18 protein-coding genes are annotated in these 18,985 nt (G+C 39.2%); 4 read left to right on the top strand and 14 right to left on the bottom strand.

The window, feature by feature from the left end; translation table 11 throughout:
- Nucleotides 1-6 precede the first annotated feature (6 nt).
- Genes EHR07_RS13890 through EHR07_RS13875 form a run of 4 tightly spaced genes read right to left on the bottom strand, consistent with a single transcriptional unit; the run spans nt 7 to nt 4,638 of the window.
- The gene (locus tag EHR07_RS13890) at nt 7-1,779 is read right to left on the bottom strand and encodes a nitric oxide reductase activation protein NorD (protein WP_135745615.1); all 1,773 of its coding nucleotides are present in this window, start codon (nt 1,777-1,779) and stop codon (nt 7-9) included.
- A 9-nt stretch (nt 1,780-1,788) separates the two neighbouring features.
- Nucleotides 1,789-2,571, bottom strand: coding sequence for a CbbQ/NirQ/NorQ/GpvN family protein (locus EHR07_RS13885; protein WP_135745614.1), 783 nt, complete (start codon nt 2,569-2,571; stop codon nt 1,789-1,791).
- A 3-nt stretch (nt 2,572-2,574) separates the two neighbouring features.
- Nucleotides 2,575-3,924, bottom strand: a complete 1,350-nt coding sequence (locus EHR07_RS13880) for a cbb3-type cytochrome c oxidase subunit I (RefSeq protein WP_135745613.1) — start codon at nt 3,922-3,924, stop codon at nt 2,575-2,577.
- Nucleotides 3,925-3,933: 9 nt separating this feature from the next.
- Nucleotides 3,934-4,638: a c-type cytochrome gene (locus EHR07_RS13875; protein WP_135745612.1), complete on the bottom strand. Its 705-nt coding sequence runs from the start codon at nt 4,636-4,638 to the stop codon at nt 3,934-3,936.
- 302 nt (nt 4,639-4,940) lie between these two features.
- Here EHR07_RS13875 and EHR07_RS13870 point away from each other — a divergent pair, with 302 nt between their 5' ends.
- Together EHR07_RS13870 and EHR07_RS13865 are read left to right on the top strand one after the other, a co-directional pair.
- The gene (locus EHR07_RS13870; protein WP_135745611.1) at nt 4,941-5,513 is read left to right on the top strand and encodes a cytochrome c oxidase subunit 3; all 573 of its coding nucleotides are present in this window, start codon (nt 4,941-4,943) and stop codon (nt 5,511-5,513) included.
- A gap of 10 nt (nt 5,514-5,523) precedes the next feature.
- Nucleotides 5,524-5,754 carry a prokaryotic cytochrome C oxidase subunit IV gene (locus EHR07_RS13865; RefSeq protein ID WP_135745610.1) on the top strand — a complete coding sequence of 77 codons (231 nt, stop codon included), beginning with the start codon at nt 5,524-5,526 and terminating at the stop codon, nt 5,752-5,754.
- Here EHR07_RS13865 and mtnC read toward each other — a convergent pair.
- The 3 genes from mtnC to EHR07_RS13850 are packed head-to-tail and all read right to left on the bottom strand — an operon-like array spanning nt 5,743 to nt 8,892.
- Nucleotides 5,743-6,483 carry an acireductone synthase gene (gene mtnC, locus EHR07_RS13860; protein ID WP_135745609.1) on the bottom strand — a complete coding sequence of 247 codons (741 nt, stop codon included), beginning with the start codon at nt 6,481-6,483 and terminating at the stop codon, nt 5,743-5,745. The genes EHR07_RS13865 and mtnC overlap by 12 nt on opposite strands.
- A gap of 22 nt (nt 6,484-6,505) precedes the next feature.
- Entirely contained in the window at nt 6,506-7,870 is a 1,365-nt protein-coding gene (locus EHR07_RS13855; RefSeq protein WP_135745608.1) for an MFS transporter, read from the bottom strand.
- Nucleotides 7,867-8,892 carry a hypothetical protein gene (locus EHR07_RS13850; protein WP_135745607.1) on the bottom strand — a complete coding sequence of 342 codons (1,026 nt, stop codon included), beginning with the start codon at nt 8,890-8,892 and terminating at the stop codon, nt 7,867-7,869. Before EHR07_RS13850 ends, EHR07_RS13855 begins: the two co-directional genes overlap by 4 nt.
- 126 nt (nt 8,893-9,018) lie before the next feature.
- On the opposite strand from EHR07_RS13850, the gene EHR07_RS13845 reads away from it, so the two are divergent.
- Complete coding sequence (locus EHR07_RS13845) at nt 9,019-9,831, top strand: WecB/TagA/CpsF family glycosyltransferase (RefSeq protein ID WP_035983331.1); 813 nt, start codon at nt 9,019-9,021, stop codon at nt 9,829-9,831.
- 88 nt (nt 9,832-9,919) lie between these two features.
- Here EHR07_RS13845 and EHR07_RS13840 read toward each other — a convergent pair whose 3' ends face one another.
- Entirely contained in the window at nt 9,920-13,585 is a 3,666-nt protein-coding gene (locus EHR07_RS13840; protein ID WP_135745606.1) for a hypothetical protein, read from the bottom strand.
- 156 nt (nt 13,586-13,741) lie between these two features.
- On the opposite strand from EHR07_RS13840, the gene EHR07_RS13835 reads away from it, so the two are divergent.
- Nucleotides 13,742-14,620, top strand: a complete 879-nt coding sequence (locus tag EHR07_RS13835) for a glycogen-binding domain-containing protein (RefSeq protein ID WP_238735786.1) — start codon at nt 13,742-13,744, stop codon at nt 14,618-14,620.
- A 91-nt stretch (nt 14,621-14,711) separates the two neighbouring features.
- Here EHR07_RS13835 and EHR07_RS13830 read toward each other — a convergent pair whose 3' ends face one another.
- Genes EHR07_RS13830 through EHR07_RS13805 form a run of 6 tightly spaced genes read right to left on the bottom strand, consistent with a single transcriptional unit; the run spans nt 14,712 to nt 18,983 of the window.
- Entirely contained in the window at nt 14,712-15,038 is a 327-nt protein-coding gene (locus EHR07_RS13830) for an ATP-dependent Clp protease adaptor ClpS (RefSeq protein ID WP_135745605.1), read from the bottom strand.
- A gap of 15 nt (nt 15,039-15,053) precedes the next feature.
- Entirely contained in the window at nt 15,054-16,019 is a 966-nt protein-coding gene (locus tag EHR07_RS13825; protein WP_135745604.1) for a transketolase family protein, read from the bottom strand.
- Nucleotides 16,020-16,021: 2 nt separating this feature from the next.
- Entirely contained in the window at nt 16,022-17,188 is a 1,167-nt protein-coding gene (gene metK, locus EHR07_RS13820) for a methionine adenosyltransferase (RefSeq protein ID WP_135745603.1), read from the bottom strand.
- A 24-nt stretch (nt 17,189-17,212) separates the two neighbouring features.
- On the bottom strand, nt 17,213-17,950 hold the full coding sequence (locus EHR07_RS13815; protein WP_135745602.1) for a lysophospholipid acyltransferase family protein: 738 nt from the start codon (nt 17,948-17,950) through the stop codon (nt 17,213-17,215).
- Nucleotides 17,947-18,639, bottom strand: coding sequence for a Rossmann-fold NAD(P)-binding domain-containing protein (locus tag EHR07_RS13810; RefSeq protein ID WP_135745601.1), 693 nt, complete (start codon nt 18,637-18,639; stop codon nt 17,947-17,949). Before EHR07_RS13810 ends, EHR07_RS13815 begins: the two co-directional genes overlap by 4 nt.
- Nucleotides 18,636-18,983, bottom strand: a complete 348-nt coding sequence (locus tag EHR07_RS13805) for a PilZ domain-containing protein (RefSeq protein ID WP_238735780.1) — start codon at nt 18,981-18,983, stop codon at nt 18,636-18,638. The genes EHR07_RS13810 and EHR07_RS13805 overlap by 4 nt, the downstream gene beginning before the upstream one ends.
- Nucleotides 18,984-18,985: the final 2 nt, after the last annotated feature.

Below are 18,985 nucleotides of genomic sequence, written 5' to 3'. Positions count from 1 at the left end.
TAAATTTTATACCCGGATGGCTCTTCGAAAAAACTCTTGAAGTGAATCGAGGAGCCTTTCTGGATGAAACAACATTTGGTAACTTGCATTTCTCATCATCGCAGGGATGGTTGGTTTTTCTTCTGTTCCAATGGCTAACGTATACACTTGAATTCCATTTAACAAACATTCACCGACAGCCTTATTCACATCTTCGATTCCGTATTTTCCTTCATATTTATCATAGTCATTGGGACGAGCATCAGTAATGAGGATGATCCATTTTTGTTTATAAGATGTATCTTTTAAAATAGAATTCACATGCCGTAACGATGGCCCCACTCGAGTGTATCCTATGGGAGAAAGTGCACCCAAACGGTCCCGAGAACTCTGCCAAGATTCTGATAACTGTTTTAAATGGATCAATTGGTTAAAATTGCGAGTTCTAGAATAAAATCCAGCAATTCCAAATGGAATTTTTAAATCTTCCAAACATTCAGAGAACAAAAGTAAACTTTCTCTTTCTACATCCAATACTCTTTTTTCTTGAATCCACGAATCAGTAGACAAACTCAAATCCACCAAAAAGTATAAAACCATATCGGAAACATCGCGAATAGGGTTCATATAAATTGATTCTGATGGACTGATTTTAGCTTTGATATCCGCATAACGATCCACAAGTGCATCTAAATCAATATCATCTCCCGATACCAAACGTTTTTTGATTCGTGTTTGGTTTAAGAGTGCCATCATTTTCTTTTTTAATTGGGTCAAAGTAGAATGTTGTTTTTCTAATACATGTTTTGTGTAAGAAACATCCTTTTGGTTGGGAAATTCCTCTACAACGTTACAATAATCTGGTTTATAGTTTTTTAATTTATAGTCCCACTCAGGATAGGAAAAACGATTTCCCGAAATTTTTTCGTCTAAAATTTCCAGAGTTGTTCCGGCTCCGGATTCACTACTTCTAGTGGTATGCACAGGATCTTCTGTACGAATGATATGTTTTAAGTTTAGCTCTTGTAGTGCTTCCTCTTCCTCCATATCTTCTTCGCCATCAATGTCACGCCATTGTCCATCAAACTCTTCTACCGTTTCTATTTTTTCAAAATTATGACCTAACGTATATTCTTCGATTTTTTTCTCATCGACTTCCAAAACCTCAGCATCACTTGGATCTAATTTTTGTTTGGATTCTTTGGATTCAATTTTTTGTTTATCGGTTTTCGAAATAAAATCTTTTCCTGTGGGAAACTCATGTTTCAAATCGGAAATGGCAGAGGATGTATCCGTGATTAGTTTCTTTATTTTTTGGTGTTGGACTGGATCTTTTTTTCTTATTGTTAATCTCTCTTGTCGAATCTCCTTCCAATCACTCCGAATACCCTGAAATTCTTTGATAAACTTTCGAAACTGATAAAAGAAATTTTCTTTTGAATGGAAACCTACTTCCTTAATTTTTTTTAAATCTAAAGACTGGTTTGTTTTAACTTCTTTACCAATAAAGAGAAAAGCTAAATACGCAAGATAGATACGTACAAATTTTTTAGAAATAGATTCTGATAGAAACCAATGTATTTCTTCTGGAAATTTTAAATAATTGGGACCAAACGTGACAGTTTCCCCACCAAGAATCAAAGTTGTAGGTTCTTTTTTTAATGTTTGTAAATAACGAAGAACCCGAACTTCTTCCAACCCCATTTGATACGCATAATACGGATTTGGTGGAGTTAATTTTTTACGAATTTTTTTCCAAAGTTTATGACCTTGGAAGAATACAAACTGATCCCATTCCAATGTTGTATCCTAAAAAATCAGATCAAAACTATCCTGCAAAGCAGAGACAGTATCCAAATCGTCAGAAAGTGGTAAAATGATTGCAGTCCTTCCTGCTAAGCGCGCCGGTAGACCCTTTGCCATTAATTTGGCACAAGATACAAGTAACCTTGTCGAAACAGTTTCTGCCAAACCTAACTCTGGCTTATTTCTTACCAACCCGGCAAATTGGACTAATTTTTTTGAGATGGAATCATTGATTCCTGTTTCTCCCACAATAATTTTCTCCTCAACGGATGCATTTGGATATGGGAAGTCCATTCCAAGGAATCGTTGTTTGGTGGAAGGTTTTAATTCTTTAAACCCTCTTTGGTATCCAGGATTATAGGATGCTACGAGTAAAAAATCAGGATGTGCTTGAATTTCTTCGTTTTTTCTTTCTAAAAATAAAGTACGACGATGATCGGTTAAGGAGTGAATGGTTACAAGAGTGTCAGGTCTTGCTTCTGCCACTTCATCTAAATAAACTATGGCTCCTTCTTTGACTCCCGTTGTTAAAGGTCCATCCATCCAAATGGTATCTGCCCCCTTCACTAAAAATCTTCCGACTAAATCTACAGAGGATGTTTCATCGTTACATAAAATTGTGATGAGTCTACGGCCTAATGTATGAGCCATATACTCCAAAAATCGAGATTTACCGGATCCAGTAGGACCTTTCAACAAAAGCGGCAGAGAATTCTCTGCCGCCATTTGAAAGATTTCTATTTCCTTACCGATTGGTTCGTAATAGGGTGCTTTCTTCGTTAACATAGATTATTCGAGATCACCTGCATTTTTTCCTACAGCTTCATCGGATGGAAGACCATGTCGAATGAAATCCACAATAAAGTAAGTGATCCCTACCGTAAATAGTGTGGCAGCAAGTAACATCCCAATAAAGTGGAATATAATTTCTTTCTGAACCACGAGGAAGTCCATACCTAATTTACGTTCTAAATACACTTGAGTGATCCCTGCAACAGCGAGTGCACCAGTCATACCTAACATTCCAATATTGGATGCCCAAAATGCCAAATAACCTGACATTCCAGTAAACAGTTTTCTTCCAGTTAGGTTTGGCATTGCATAGGAAATCACAGCTAACACTAACATAGCGTAGGCCCCCCAGAATGCAAGGTGTCCATGCATTGCAGTGATGAGAGTTCCGTGAGTCCATTGGTTGACAGCAGGCCAAGTATGTGCAAAACCAAGGAAACCAGCACCGATAAAAGACATCATGGCACTGCCCAAAGTCCAATATAGGGCAATTTTATTGGGATGGTTTTTTCCTTTTTTGCGATACATATTGAGAGCCCAGATTGCCATTCCAAGAAAAGCAAGTGGTTCCAAAGCAGAAAAAATTCCACCAACCATAAGCCAATACTTAGGAGTTCCGATCCAATAGTAGTGGTGACCTGTTCCGAGAATTCCCGAAAGGAAAGTTAAACCAACAACTACATATAACCATTTTTCGATTACTTCTCTATCCACTCCAGTGAGTTTGATAAGTAAAAAGGCAAGGATACCACCCATAATGAGTTCCCATACTCCTTCCACCCAAAGATGAACTACCCACCAACGAAAGTAGGAATCGAGAGTTTGGTTGTCGAAGTAAATCATACCTGGAAGATATAATAACGCAGCACATAACAATCCAAAGAAGAGAACTAGTTGTGTTGTACTTCTTTTTTTTGCCTGCCAGATCGTCATAGCGATGTTAAACAAAAATGTTAAAACATTCACAACAACCAAATAGTCGAGTGGTCTTGGAATTTCTAAGAACTTACGACCTTCCCACCAGTTAAAATGGAATCCGATAATGGCGACCACCCCCACGACAACCCAAGAAAGAAGTTGAATATAGGCAAGTTTTACACTATACAACTCTCTGTCAGATTCTTCAGGAATAATGTAATAAGCAGCTCCCATAAAACCAGTTAACAACCATACAACGAGTAAATTTGTATGTGTTGCACGAGCGGTATTAAATGGAATAAAGTCATGTAATCCATCAAACCCGATACGAGCAAAACCCATAATAAAGCCATAAACGATTTGTAAAGATAAGAGTAACATACAAGTTGCAAAGAACCAATATGCGACCTTTTGTGATTGGAATCTCATTGTTTCTCCTTATTTCAACGCCGAAAGATAAGTAACGATGTCTTTTCTTTCAGGATCAGTTAACGGCAACTTTGGCATATTTGTTCCCGGTTTGATGGCTTGTGGATCTGATAACCAACGATTGAGATAATCAGAATCAAACTTGGAACCTACATGATCAAGTGCGGGTCCAACATTTCCACCCTTACCACCTACTGCGTGACAAGCGACACAAAGTTGAGAAAACTTTTCAGGTTGAGCCATAACAACTGCATTTGATTTTGCCTGTGGAACTTGTGGAGTGGCAATGGAATCGATTGGGATATTTGGTTTTGGAGGCCATCCATTGGCATCAATTTTACCAACCCAATCAAGAAAGGCAATGATTTGTCCCTTTTCTTCCTTATTGAAGCCGTATATGATCATCTTACGTTCTCCAGGAAACATCGCCTGTGGATCGTCTAAAAATACATCGATCCAAGTAGCTCCCCTTCTTTCGACGACCTTTGTTAAATCGGGAGCGTAATAAGCTCCTTCACCTAACAATGTATGGCATCCCATACAATTGTTTTTTTCCCAAATTTCCTTTCCTTTCAAAACATCCGCTGTCATGTTTTGCGCATTGGTTCGGGATTCGTTTTGTCGCAAGGTATCCACAGTGAGAAACACAAAGATAGCACTGAACAAAAAGGTGCCTCCCAAAAAGAACGCCCTGGCTTGCGATTTTGATAGCATCCTTGCCTCCTAATTTCAATTTTTTGAATTGTAGGTGCAGATTTTAGTTTTCGCATTGATTTATATCAAGTACGAATTTGAATTTTTCTAATAACATAATGAATGAATATAAGAACAGCGGTTAATTGAAATCCAGAATCAATTGCTTGTATCAAGAACTATGTTCGTGGAAAAAATAAGGTACAGAATGTCAAAAATTCAAAGGAAAACCCTAACAAATACGAATATCAGATTTTTATATATAAAATTAAAGCAATTGAATATTCGATTATTTTGAAATAAAATTCACAGAGGAGATTTTGATGCACGAAAACAAGATAGAAACAAACGAATCCTTATGGTACCCACCCGGTGGAATCTTAATTTGGATGATTGTCCTTGTTGAAGTTCTGACATTTAGTTTAGGAATTGGTTCCTTATTATATGATAAGTCAAAGGATCTCACATCATTTACTTTTATGCAGTCTCATTTAAACAAAACGTTTGCGTTTTGGAATACTGTCTTTTTACTCACTAGTGGATTTTGTATCGCAACTTCTGTTTATTACAGAACAAAAAACAATATAAAGTTTTTTACAATTTTGTTATCGGCATCCATTCTCTTTGGATTTGCTTTTCTTTTTCTTAAATTCTATGAGTTCCGAGAAAAGTGGGCATTGGGTTTTGGTCTAGAAACCAGTCAGTTTTTTAGTTATTATTGGTTACTCACTGGATTCCATTATCTTCATGTAGTTGTAGGTCTTATCATTTTATTTATTATTTATCTAAGCCGCAAAACAATCTCCGTTAATAACCTGGAAGCAGGTGCAGTGTTTTGGCATATGTGCGATTTGATTTGGTTATTACTCTATCCGGCTTTGTATTTAATTCAATAGGAGGTTCCTGATGAAATCGATTCTATTTACTTATTTAATTCTTTTGGGAATTGTTTATTATTCTTTTTTTGGAATGGGTACGAACATTCCTGGAACTTGGAACTTAATTCTATTTAGTGCGATCAAATTTCTTTTGATTTGTTTTGTATTTATGAATTTGAAAGTGGCCCACCTGTTTTGGAAGGTGGCCTTTCCTATTCTCATTGGAATTTATTCCGTAAGTATTTTGTTACTGACTTAAAAAATGATCCCAGATGGGAAAGGGATGTGGTTTCTGAGGGATATTTCCTGGGCGGTTTAAAATCACCACATCCATTCCTATGGCATTTGCTGCTTCCGCTTCTTCTACAATATCGGTAAAAAAACGAATTTGGTCTGGGGAAGATTTTAATTCCCGAGTTATGTTTTCATAACTAGTTTTTTCTCTTTTACCACCCACTGCAGTATCAAAATAAGATTCAAAATAATTTCGAAGGTCACCTAACTCTGAATACTGATAAATCAAAATTTGTGCTTCCACAGAACCAGAGGAATACACATGATTTTGGATTCCAGCTTCCTTTGCTTTTTTTAAAAATTCAGGTACATCTGGATAAATGATACTTTTGATTTCCCCAGATTCATATCCCTCTTTCCAAATTTTACCTTGGATTTCTTTTAAAGGGCCAAACTTTCTATCCTTCTCAATTAAATATTCGAAGTAAGAAGGAATGAGATCCTTTGTAAATTCAATCGGCTCCATTTTTGTAATAGAATTTGATTTAGAAAATCTTGATAAAAAACTTTCTTCACGAAGGACCTTATCCTTTTCAAATTCCATTTGGATTTCCTGCCACTGCAGTTCCGAAAATTCGAAATCTTTTAAAAAACGAATTATATGTTTTTTAGCATAAGGAAAAAGGGCCTGATGGACAAAGGCAATTGGTGCCGTTGTCCCTTCAATGTCGAGCAAGTTATGTTTAATATTCATCTATACCTAAATGATTAAAAATTTAAGCATTTGAAACATTTTGTTTCATCAACTGAAGCATTCTATTTTCATCTTTTTCGTAATTAAACAAAATCAGTAACCATGCCAATGCACATGGAATCCAAAAAAGTATCGAAATGGACAAAGCAAGTCCTCGATCAGGAGTTAATCCTAAAATCACTGCAGACATCACAGGCCCAAGTCCTTTTCCTAAATCGTCAGTTAGGTTATAAATAGAAAAAATAGCACTTCTTGATTTTGGTTCGTTTACATTCAGTAACACCGCACGTACGTTAGGTCCTGTAATCGAAATCATAATTCCTGTAAAAATATTCAGTGCAATAAATAAACCCATATAGGGAACGATATCAAATGAATAAAGAAGCATGATGGCAGGAAATACACCAAAAAAAGTGGTACCAATACAAAGCAGCGGTTGGTATGTTTTTTTGATATTGTATAAAATTTGTCCAAGCACTCCACCAAAGAATGTTCCTATAAAAATTCCTACGGCGGCAAAAGTAATCATACCAGCAGAAATTTCTTTGGAAAGATGGTAGGTGTGTTCGTAATAATCTGCCAAATAAACAAAGAACACTCCCCAAGGAATACAACCTGGTAGGCCTTGTAAAAAGGCACCTAAGTTGGTTTTACTTTCAAAGAGTAATTTAAAATCTTTTAAACTTATTTTATGTGATAACTCATCGCTGGAAACACCTTCTGCTCCACCACGTTTTGGTTCTTTACAAAAGAATAAATAAATGGCCGCAAAAACAAAAGAGGGAGCAGACATATAAATAAAAGAAGCGCGCCAACCGTTGATGGGATCGGCACCACCCAGTATTCCACCAAGCAATTGTCCAACTCCTACTCCAAGTCCCATCGCCAAGGACACATAACCAGTGGCAATCGCCCTAGATTTGCTAGAAAAATAATCTCCAATCAAACTAAAGAGAAGTGGAAAAATTCCTCCAAGACCAAAACCGCATAACGTTCGTAAAACTAAAAACTGGTCATAGGTTTCAACGTATGCAGTTAAAAAACATGGAATTTCACCAAGAAGAACGGTGGCAAGAAGTAAGTTCTTTCGTGAAAAAGTCTGTGAGAGATATCCCATAGACAAGGAAACAGCACCACCCAAAATAAAAAACAAAACAGGAATGATACCACCTAACTTCCAGTCGACTTCATTTGGATCAGTGATTCCCAAGGAAGCACCAATATTTTTCATATTAGGGGCAATTAGGTTTTGGTCACCAAACAAAAAGAAGGCCATTCCCAAAATGACCCAAAATGCTAAAATACCCCTTGCCCCGTGATCTGCAAGTTCGGCAAGACCGAAAAATCGCAGATAGGTTGTTTCTCGTTTTGATTGTTTTTGGTTCATGGATTGTTTTTCCTTACTCTTTGTTTTCGATAGACAAAAATAAATGAGAGCGTAAATAAAAATCCTAAAAACCCAACAATCGCAAAAAGAGAAAGATCCCAACTCGTCAGTATGGAGCCGTTCCAGATTTCTGGATTTACATTGTTAGAAATTGTCGGAAGTGGTTTTCCACCAGAAAAAGTAAATTCAACTGTGGATCCAAAATCCAAAGAACTCAAAACATAAGCACTAAGGCCTGGGGGAACATCTTTGTCTAGTTTAGTGACGGGAGTTTTTTCTCCGGTTTTGATTTCCATGTCTTGTGGTTTGACAAAGATAGGAAACTTTCCATTTTCCGACTCAATTAACATTCGTTCGCTGAAGGTGTCTTGGTTGTTAGGAATAAAATAGGAAATTTGCATTTCCGATACACCGGGAAGAATGGCGCGGTCGAGTAACCTTCCTCCGTTTGGTCCTTCAGGGATTCCTAAAGGTATTGCCATTTTACTTCCAGGTTGTTGGATTTGGGCCAAAATCTCTGTAGCTTCTGCTGCTACAGAATATTCCAAAGGGGATGACTTTGAATCATACGATTTGGGAGGTTTACTCGAATTATCTATCAAAAATAACTTAAAAACGCGGAGACCTTTTTTCTCTCGCATAACCTGCATTAAACTTTTTATAGCGACTTGATTTCGACTGGCTCCCGTGTCATAAACCATGACCTCTTGCGGAGATGTACGAAACTTGGTTGTTGGCGGTATCATTTTATTATAATTTACGCCTTGGTATTGGATTTGTAAAAGAATGGGTGCTCCTTCCGGCAATTCCGTTTCAGGAAAACGAAATTTACCTGACTGGGGACCAATGTCTGCTAAAGGAACCATAGCTCCTTGTAAGGCAAGCATTCGAATGGAATCAGCTTTGCCTGGTCCACCCGTGGTTCCATTTTGTAACGTTCCAAAAATGGAAAGTTTTTCCGCATAACTTGCGCTTGAGAGAAAAATAAGAATTAAAATTGGGAAAAGATAGCTACGAAACATTTTGATACTTTTTCTCTTTCTTTCGATTCCAATCCAAGTGAAAAAACGATAGTTTTTAAAAATTTAGAGGCGACAATAGAGGGTACTGGACATAATGTTTTAGATAGGAAAGGAAAGCCCGGCTACATGAAGCAATTGAGCGAAATCGTTCACAATTCCTCAAAAGATGAGAGGGATATACTACTAGAATACCAAAATATCGATGTTTCCAAGCTAGAAACTCTAAATGTTTTGGGAATTCCTATCGACAACGTCACTACAGACGAAGCCATAGCCAAACTCTTTCGTGTGCTTGAGAAAAAAGAAGGCATGCATCATGTTTTATTTTTAGATCCGATTAAACTCATGAGGATGCGTCCGAAAAAATCCCTCCACCGCATCGCGGAAAAAGCCGGAACCATTTTGGTGGAAGGGGCAGGAATTGGTTGGATGACTTCGGGAAGGTTAAAAGAACGAGTCACACCGATTGCTGTCATGATGGATCTCATTCGTTTGGCCGAACTCAAAGAATTCACAGCTTTTATCTTTGGAGCCAAAGACGAAATTGTAGAACGAATTTATTTTAACCTGACTAGGCATTTTCCAAAAGTTCGGATCGTGGGAAGGCATGCCGGCCATTTGGATCGCCAAAGAGAAATGCGAGTCAAAGAAGCCATTCGCAAAACGGGCCCGGATATCATTTTTCTTGCGATGGATTTCCCAGACCAAGAAATTTGGATCGAAAACAACACTGGGTATTTTGGTAAAGCAGTTGTGATTGGTGTAGGCGGCGCCTTAGATATGTTATCTGGTGCTGACAAAAAAGCACCAGAGTGGTTTAAGGAAAGAGGACTCATCTGGCTTTGGAGGATCATCGCAAGACCTTACCGAATCCAAAGGATGTGGGAAACTTTCTATTTCTTTCTACTGGGGATCCGCGAACGATTTCGCAAACATTAATTCAAAATACAAATCAAGAACAAAACAATCTCGGAGGATAGAATGTATCTATCCTCCACTCGCCAACTTCTCTCTCATTTCTTAGAATTTATTTTTTAATTTGATCCAATCGGTCAAGAGTTGGTGCCAACCAATCCTCGAGTAGTGGTTCTCGGTCTAGTTTGGCCCTAGCGAACACCAAATCCTTGTTAGAATTTGCAATTTCACTTACAGAACCAATTTTACGAGCTGTTTCCATTGCTTTCCAATAGTATTTGAGGGCATTGATAGTATCTTGTTTTTTCTCATACACTGCTCCAATATTATTGTAGAGGGCCGTAAGAGTTTCATATACTTCTCTGTGGTCTGAGTTTTCCGTATCAATTCGACCCAAACTTTGTTCTTTGAGTTCAAAATCATCCTTTAACTTCAGATAGTTGCCAAGAGCCGCATTGTACTGTCTTGTATAGTAAAATGCATTTCCTTTTCCAAAAAGTAAGGTTGCATTATTATAAATATCTTCTTCTGGAAGTTCTGCCCAAAAATCCAAACTTTGCGCAAAGTCTCCGTGATTGTAATCAATCCAACCCAAATAATAATAACATTCTCTGACAATTTTTGGATCTTTAGAAATATCTCGATCTAGGGCTGCAAGGAAAGATTCACGAGCCATAAACAGTCCGTTTCTTCTTTCTTTTTCTTCATAAGATAAAGTGCCAATGCTACGTTCTGGATAGATTTTTTTTCCAGGAAACTCTCGTATATTGTCTGTTACATTAATACCAGCAGCTTCCAAAAATTGGATTTTCCCTAAGTTAAAGGAAATCCTTCCAGGGCTTCCTTCGAGTAAGGTTTCATCCTCATCTCTTTCGCCGAGTCGGTCTTTATAATTTTGGTAACGGTCATCGGCTTCCCTGAGAAGTTTTACTGCTTCATCATAGTTTTCTGTTTGGATATAATATTCTGCCATCAACAGAACTGCTAAGTAATGGCGAATGTCATAAGTAGATGCAAGTTCCAATTGTTTGAGAGCCCGTGCCGCCTCTTCTTTTTTGAAGTAGAATCTGGCACGTTGGTAATATCCTTCCGCAAATTTGGATCCACCCTCTTTGCCATAAGCAATGTTTAAGAGGTATTCTACGTTATCATCAATTTCCATCCCAGTAACTTGGTCTTCTGGGTTGATATTGTATTTGATTCGAACTTCTTCCGAATCCAAATCAATGTAGAATGAAGCAAGTTTTGCGAGCACAAATAGAGAAAGTTCATCTTCAATGTTCAGAGCATTCCGAACCTGTCTATGGTGGTTTAATACATACTGCGGGTTTTTATCACGTTTCCACATTTCAATGTATGTTGATAAAATTCCACCATGTCCAATGGCATTTTTCGGATACTTTTCAATGATATCGTTATAGTATTTAACAGCCGTTCCAAACTCTTGTTTGTTGTAAAAAATCTTTGCTATCCCTGCAATGGCATCTACATTGTCTGGATCACCACCATCGGTAAACACTCGTTTGAAGTATTCAATGGCAAGGGGATCGTTTTTATATTTTTTGCGATTACTTCCAGGAGGAACTTCGATAAAATCTTTTCTATGAAAAGAGTGAAACGTTCCTAACGCAATGTATGTATCAATATCATGAACATTGTATTTGAGACGAGAGGCAATATAAGCACCTGCTTTTAAAACCTTTCTTGGAACTTTGTCTTGTGAGGTAAGATAAAAAGTTAGTTCCGGTAAGGGTCTACGACCTGCTGTTTCCACACCGGCATCGTTCCATTCTGTTTTTTTCGCAAAACTAATGTTTGGTACTTCTTTTCTGTTTTCCCAGGCTCTTTTGTGTTCCTTATCTTCTGGTTCATAACCAAAATCAGGTTCCACCTTTCCAAAACATTTTTCAAATGCCCTTTCATACTGACCGGCTTTGGTATAAGCAATACAGTATTTATTCAAAAACTCTAAGTTATGTGGGAAAATTTCTTCCCCTTTGATAAAATAATTTTCAGCATCAGCAAGAAGTTTTTTCTTCTCTAAAGCATCGGTTTCATAACTGAATTCTTCAATTTTTTCAAGACCGAGTGCATACTGAGCTTTGGCACGATACGGAACAATCACATACTTCCAAAGAGTGACAATTCCAAAAACAAGAAATACGGCAGCGGCAGAAGAAAGAATGGTCCTACGAACTAACTCTCGTTTGCGGGCAGCCCCTTCTTTGGTGTAAGCATCACGACTGGCAATGATCGGAACACCATCGGCTGCAAACTTTCCAGTAGAATCGCTAAGTTCGACACGTTCACCCAGAAGGCCACTTAGGTAACTAGCAATGTCTTCTGGTTTTTGTTGAGCCTTAATGAGTTCAATGATTTCTTTTTGATTACGAACCGGAATCCTTTGGTTCACAATCGTATCAATGATGGTACGTCTTAGTTTCGGCGGATACCTGAGTAATTCCGCTTGGATGACTGCTAGTTCTTCATCGGTTAGATTAGCTTCGAGTGATTCTTCCGGTTCTTCTTCTTTACCAAGAGACATGAGGTCTTCCTCAAATCCCCCTGGCCCATCAGAACCAAAATCGTCCATCGTGGAGACAGGCATATCATCTATGGATGGTGCTAAATCGTCAAAAGAAGGAGCTCCTAAATCATCATCCAAACTTGGTGGTTCCATACCCACACCCAAGTCTCCAAATGGATCATCAAACCCACCACCCATGTCAGCAGGTTCATTGTCTCTGGAAGGAGTAGAAGGACTGTTATCCCCACCTAAATTAGCAAAAGGATCATCACCAAAACTTTCTGTAGCAGCAGGTGTCGAACCCATATCCGCAAAGGGATCGTCTCCAAAAGAAGTATCACCGCCACCACTAGGAGTAGAAAGATCACCAAACGGATCATCGGCGGAACCTGCAATAGAAGAAGGACTGTCATCCCCACCTAAACTAGCAAAAGGGTCATCACCAAAACTTTCTGTGGTTTGGGGGGTCGAACCCATATCCGCAAACGGATCATCGCCACCAGCAGATGGAGTCTCAGCATCTGCCCCAAAATCAAAATCATCACCTGCAGGAGCCTCTTCTTCCGATCCAGAATCAAAACCAGCAAACAGGTCTTCGTCGGTGGCCTGTGGTGTATCATCTCCACCTAAATTGGCAAAGGGATCATCCCCAATGACAGGGGCCGGTTTGTCCTCAATGGGAGCTTCATCAATCGAATCTAAATTAGCAAAAGGATCATCATCACCAAAACTTTCAGTAGCGGTGGGTGTGGAACCCATATCTGCAAATGGATCTGCCTCGTCTGTAGTCCCGGCATCGGAGGAAAAGGGATCCGTATCGTCAGGTGTCGAAACCGGTGCATCAAAGTCAAAATCGTCAGTGGCTTTTGGAGTTTCTGCTTGTTTGGGTTTGGGACTGTCCTCACCCAAAAGTTCATCTAAATCTATGTCATCGTCTTCTTCCGCTTCGCGGTTCGGAAGTTTGGGAGGACCAAAATCGTCGTCCTCATCCAGGCCAGAAAAAGGGTCTCCGGCATCTGAATCACCTGCCCCTTCGTTATCAAAATCATCGAAGGCGGAACCAGAGTCTTCCTCGGATTCCGGTTCTGGCTCGGAAGGCGTGATAGGACTTGTATATCCCAGTTTCTCACGTAAAACCTTCGCCATCGGATTCAATTCTTCCGATGAGAGCGGATTTTTATTGAGAGCCGAAAACATCGTCTCGATTTGTTTGATTTCTTCCGGACTCAATTTGTCTATCGGCTCAGCCATTTGAAGGTCTATTCCTAATGAATTATCGGCCCCTTCTAAAAATGACAGAATATTTTTTTTATTATGTCAGATGGTTCTTTCAGAAAAAAACCTTTCACTCTCTTTTTTCATTTCTGCCGAAAATTATCTAGAAGGACAGTTTGCAGCAAAACGACTATGATGAAATTGAAATCCGTTCGTATCGCCATCATTTTACTCTTTTTTACAGGAATCGGAATTTTTGCCGAGGACGGGATGGATTGGATTGGAAGTTTTTCCTCAAAAGAGTTGGAAATGTCGGATGAAACGGAAGACCAGGATACAGTATATTATCTCTGGCAGTTGGAAAGCCTCAAAAAAAATATCGCTCCACGTTACATTCGTTATCTCGATGTAGAATCTTACGTATCCTCAGGCAAACTCATTCACCGCGGTATCCTTTTTACTTACAATGGACTCCGCGACGAGTCGGTTGAAATCTGCGGAAGTTTTAACAATTGGGAATGTTCCGATATGAAACGAAACCAATACGGAATTTATTATACTGTGATTGAACCCACACAAATCACTGATACTTATGAAGACGATCCAGTGTACGAATATAAGTTTCGAGTGAATGGACTTCTCACATACGATCCAGAAAACTTTGATAAGGTGGAAGACGGGTCAGGCTCTTACTATTCCCGTTTTATTTTAGAAGGAAAGGATACCGATCGCCAAACAAAAACTATGGTTTTGGAAGATTCTGCAAACGAAGAAAGGGACTTACGAACTGTAAAATTCCAAATTTATTTGCCCAACGCAGAAGTTGTAAGAGTGGTAGGAAATTTTAATGATTGGAACCCAGAACATGATTTTTTAAAGAAAGATCGAAAAGGTGTCTTTACTCTGGAAAAAAAATTATTACCGGGTGAATACCACTACCAATTCATTGTGGATGGGGAGTACATGTTGGACACTTACAATCCAACCACCAATATCAAATTAGATACCAATGAATCGGTTTCATCGTTACTCGTTCCTGATAGAAATTATGCGTTAGAACGTAAGATGTAATTTTTTTAAACATCTATGTGATTTGCGATACACAATCGGAATCAAAATTTAACAACAAATTCGGTTTTAAAAAAAAATTGAGATCGATATTTTATTGTTCGAGAGTGGCCGTCATGGAACCTTTCGATGTTCCCATACGAGGATCTGGTCCATAGTTTAAGATCCGTTCGTGGATAAACTCCGCATGTTCCAACTCACCGGAAAATACAATTGTCTTTTTTCTTGTGTCTACTTCGACTGCATGTTGAAAGGCTTTTTCCCAAGGCATCTGACAAACATCCATTAACATTTCGATCACATATTCGTATGTGTGAAAGTCATCATCCCAAAGAACCACCTTCCAAGGCCCATCATTCAGACGGGGCCTAATTTCGGTTTCTTCTAAAATGGATGGTTGGGATGCTCCAAAGCTGGTCATAACCCAACCATAACCTTATTTTTTCTTTTTGGAAATAGCGATTTCTGCGTGCGAAACTACATCTTTGGCACGGAGACCGAAGTAATCGAGTAAACCACTCCAAGTTCCTGACTTTCCAAAACTATCTTTCATTCCTACTTTGATCACAGGAACAGGATATTCTTCCGAAAGTAGTTCTGAAACAGCAGAACCAAGTCCACCCACCACATTGTGTTCTTCACAAGTGACAATGGCACCACATTCTTTTGCTTTGGCGATGATGGCTTCTTTGTCCAAAGGTTTGATAGTAGCCATATTGAGAAGGCTTGCATGAATTCCTTTTTCTTTAAGTAGTCCCACTGCTGTCATGGCTTCGTTCACCATCACACCGTTCGCAATGATACAAACATCTTTTCCTTCGGAAATCACTTCTGCTTTTCCAATTTGGAATTTGTAGTTTTCTCTTTCGATGACAGGAATGGCTGGTCTGCCAACCCTTACATACACAGGGCCATTATAATCGGCAATCGCATGGATGACTTGTTTGGTTTCGTTAAAATCAGAAGGACAAATCACAGTCATTTCAGGAATGACACGCATAATCGCGAAATCTTCGATACATTGGTGAGAGGCACCATCTTCCCCCACAGTGATTCCACCGTGAGAAGCAACGAGCTTCACGTTTAACTTTGGATAAACGACGCTATTTCGGACCACTTCCCAAGCTCTACCAGATAAAAACATGGCAAAACTGGATGCAAAAGGTACAAACCCAGAAAGGGCAAGACCAGCTGCATGGCCAACTAAGTTTTGTTCCGCGACACCTACGTTAAAAAAACGTTCAGGATACTTTTTTTTGAAGTCCGCAGTTTTAGTGGAACCAGAAAGGTCCGCATCTAAAACCACGACATCTTGTCTAGATGCACCTAACTCAACTAAGGCTTCGCCGTAGGCATCTCTTGTTGCTTTTTTGTCTGCTGTGGATTGACTAGGTGCTCCCATACTTATCCTTTTTTTAAAGCTTCTGCTTTATCAGTTTTTTCCCAAGTAAAAGTACTACCTGTTCTACCAAAGTGACCGTAAGCCGCTGTTTCTTGGTATTTTCTTCCTTTTCCAAGAAGATCCAAACCTTCTACAATTCCTTTTGGAGTGAGTTTGAAATTTGCCAAAACTCGTTTTGCAATTTCTTCATCAGGAATCGTTCCTGTTCCAAATGTATCCACAAGGACAGATACAGGTTGTGCGACTCCAATCGCGTAAGCAAGTTGCACTTCACATTTATGAGCAAGTCCAGCTGCCACTACGTTTTTAGCAATATAACGTCCCATATACGCTGCAGAACGGTCTACTTTTGATGGATCTTTTCCAGAGAAAGCACCGCCACCATGACGTCCCATTCCACCGTAAGTATCTACAATGATCTTACGTCCTGTAAGACCTGTATCACCGTGTGGCCCACCGATTTCAAATTTACCAGTAGGGTTAATAAAATAACGAGTGTTAGTCAAAAGTTCTTTTGGAATCATTTTTTTGATACATTCTTCAATCACAGCTTCTTCGATTTGTTTGTGAGTCACACCAGGTTTATGTTGTGTGGAGATCACAACTGTATCAACACGTTTTGGTTTTCCATCTTCGTATTGGATGGTAACTTGCGATTTTGCATCTGGGCGGAGCCATTCGATTTTATTTGTATGGCGAAGTTCTGATAAATGCTCTAAAAGTTTGTGTGAGTAGTAAAGTGGTGCAGGCATAAGCTCTGGAGTTTCTGCAATTGCAAAACCAAACATAAGTCCTTGGTCTCCAGCACCTTGTTCTGTATGGAGTCCCTCACCTTCGTTTACCCCTTGGGCAATGTCTGGCGACTGTGCATGCACGTGGGATGCAACCACTGCAAAATCAGCATCAAAATACATATTGATATCGTTATAACCGATTTTACGAATCACATCGCGAGCTACTTCTTGTGTGTCTACTTTTCCTTTACTGGTAATTTCACCAGCAATGACTACGAGATTTGTTGTCACAAGTGTTTCACAAGCAACACGGGATTTTGGATCTTGGGCTAAATACGCATCGAGAATGGCATCGGAAATTTGGTCGCAGACTTTGTCTGGGTGTCCTTCAGATACGGACTCGGAAGTGAAGATATAGTTTTTGAGAGATGACATTTTTTTACCTTACTTGGTTAAAATTTAGAGTTTAGGCGGTACGTCAATAGAATTGTCTGCACTTAGGCCACGCACATAAGATTCCAAGATTTCTGCATTTTTTCCCATGGCAATTTCCAATTTTTTGGCATATTCATCCATTTGGCTCTCGGTTAGGCCTTTGGGTACAAAGAAAGGTTCCCCGTATTGGATGTATAATTTCGCACCGAATTTGGGAAAAAAATGCCTGTCCCAACTTTTGAAAGTATAAGCCCTGTCATAACAAGAATGTAAGTATAGGATAGGAAATCCAGTGAGTGAGGCCGTCACAATGACTCCAGGTTTTACCTCACGCCTTGGGCCCTTCGGACCATCCACGGTAAAAATGGGAACGGCCCCTTGTTTCATTTCTTTTAAGATATTGCGAAAGGCACCGGTTCCCCCTCTTGTCGATGATCCCCGCACCGATCGAAGTCCTGAGCGAGCAAAGGTTTGGTGGATGATCTCTCCATCTTTGGATTGGGAGACAAGAGCCACCATATCTGCCTTTTTCTTTCGTTTCAAATACTGAGTCGCATGCCGGTACAAGGAAAGAGTGGTTTCGTGAAAAACAGCAATGATATAACCTGAGCCTTTTTCAATAACCTTCGCACTTTCTTCTGGAATGATGAACTTTTGGTTGCGAACAAATAGATACCAAACTCGGACAATAAAGTGAACGACCCAACTCAGGATGATGTATTTGGTTTTGGAATAGGGTTTTTGTTTGTTGTCTGGAATCAAAAAGAATGGTCCTTACCGATCTCCCAAAGGACATCGTTTTCATAAACTTTTACTTGTGGAGTAGATCCTTGTTTTGGATGATCGTGTAACAAAGAATAAATCATTGATTTGGCAACGTATTCACCAGGGATAGGTTTGAATTTTTTTAAGCCCAGAAGGCCAAAAGGAATCAGGTTTCCAAGAACTTCCCCAACTTTTTCTCCGATCCGAACTTCTTCTCTTTCTCCAATGAGTAGCGATGGTCTAAAAATTCCCAGGAAGGGAAATTGTAACTTACGAAGTTCTGTTTCAATTTCTCCTTTCACTCGGTTATAAAATATAGTCGAATTAGCATCAGATCCCATGGCGGTGATGATATAGAATCCAGGAACATTTTTTTCCTTCGCTTGTTTGGCCGCAAGGAGTGGATATTCGTAATCTATCTCTTTAAATTTTTCCTGGCTTCCTGCTTTATTAATCGTTGTACCCAAACAACAAAATACAGCATCTAAACCATCAGGAAGGGAAACCTTTCCTGATTGGAAATCTTCCCAACTAACTTTGACTACTTCGATAGGAACATTCGGATTTGATGCAGACTGAGAGTTTCTCACCCAAACAATTACCTTTTTGATTTGTGGATAAAAAACAAGAGAGAGTAATACTTGTTTGCCGATAAGACCAGTGCCACCCAGAAGTAAAATTTTCATTTGATCTCCAAACTACGCGCAAGCATGGAATCCGTAAGATTGAGCCTTTCCTGAAACTGAATTCCCGCAATATAATATACTACATTTTTAATTTTAGAAGTTTGGGTCCAAACAATCGTTCCTTCAAAAAACATTCGCTTGGTGCCTTTTGCCCAAACGATACTTCCTAAAACTTGGGACTCGATTTCATCGCCAAGTAAGTCATCTTCGCCTAAAAAACAAAGTCCTTCTTCCGAAATATTCCCTAACTTTCCGAACAAAGTGATCCCTTCCAAATCCAATTGTACCTCAAACCCAGAAAAGTCACCGGGAGATATTCTTGGAAGCCTGCGCTCACTTTCCATAG

This window comes from Leptospira bandrabouensis (genome assembly GCF_004770905.1).
Classification (GTDB): Bacteria; Spirochaetota; Leptospiria; order Leptospirales; family Leptospiraceae; genus Leptospira_A; species Leptospira_A bandrabouensis.
This window is presented reverse-complemented; position numbering and strand designations above follow the sequence as displayed.

Coding starts and splice junctions, on each gene's coding strand:
- EHR07_RS13885 (WP_135745614.1), bottom strand. CDS start 2,571: ATGTTAACGAAGAAAGCACCCTATTACGAACCAATCGGTAAGGAAATA.
- EHR07_RS13880 (WP_135745613.1), bottom strand. CDS start 3,924: ATGAGATTCCAATCACAAAAGGTCGCATATTGGTTCTTTGCAACTTGT.
- EHR07_RS13875 (WP_135745612.1), bottom strand. CDS start 4,638: ATGCTATCAAAATCGCAAGCCAGGGCGTTCTTTTTGGGAGGCACCTTT.
- EHR07_RS13870 (WP_135745611.1), top strand. CDS start 4,941: ATGCACGAAAACAAGATAGAAACAAACGAATCCTTATGGTACCCACCC.
- EHR07_RS13865 (WP_135745610.1), top strand. CDS start 5,524: ATGAAATCGATTCTATTTACTTATTTAATTCTTTTGGGAATTGTTTAT.
- mtnC (WP_135745609.1), bottom strand. CDS start 6,483: ATGAATATTAAACATAACTTGCTCGACATTGAAGGGACAACGGCACCA.
- EHR07_RS13855 (WP_135745608.1), bottom strand. CDS start 7,870: ATGAACCAAAAACAATCAAAACGAGAAACAACCTATCTGCGATTTTTC.
- EHR07_RS13850 (WP_135745607.1), bottom strand. CDS start 8,892: ATGTTTCGTAGCTATCTTTTCCCAATTTTAATTCTTATTTTTCTCTCA.
- EHR07_RS13845 (WP_035983331.1), top strand. CDS start 9,019: ATGAAGCAATTGAGCGAAATCGTTCACAATTCCTCAAAAGATGAGAGG.
- EHR07_RS13840 (WP_135745606.1), bottom strand. CDS start 13,585: ATGGCTGAGCCGATAGACAAATTGAGTCCGGAAGAAATCAAACAAATC.
- EHR07_RS13835 (WP_238735786.1), top strand. CDS start 13,742: ATGATGAAATTGAAATCCGTTCGTATCGCCATCATTTTACTCTTTTTT.
- EHR07_RS13830 (WP_135745605.1), bottom strand. CDS start 15,038: ATGACCAGCTTTGGAGCATCCCAACCATCCATTTTAGAAGAAACCGAA.
- EHR07_RS13825 (WP_135745604.1), bottom strand. CDS start 16,019: ATGGGAGCACCTAGTCAATCCACAGCAGACAAAAAAGCAACAAGAGAT.
- metK (WP_135745603.1), bottom strand. CDS start 17,188: ATGTCATCTCTCAAAAACTATATCTTCACTTCCGAGTCCGTATCTGAA.
- EHR07_RS13810 (WP_135745601.1), bottom strand. CDS start 18,639: ATGAAAATTTTACTTCTGGGTGGCACTGGTCTTATCGGCAAACAAGTA.
- EHR07_RS13805 (WP_238735780.1), bottom strand. CDS start 18,983: ATGGAAAGTGAGCGCAGGCTTCCAAGAATATCTCCCGGTGACTTTTCT.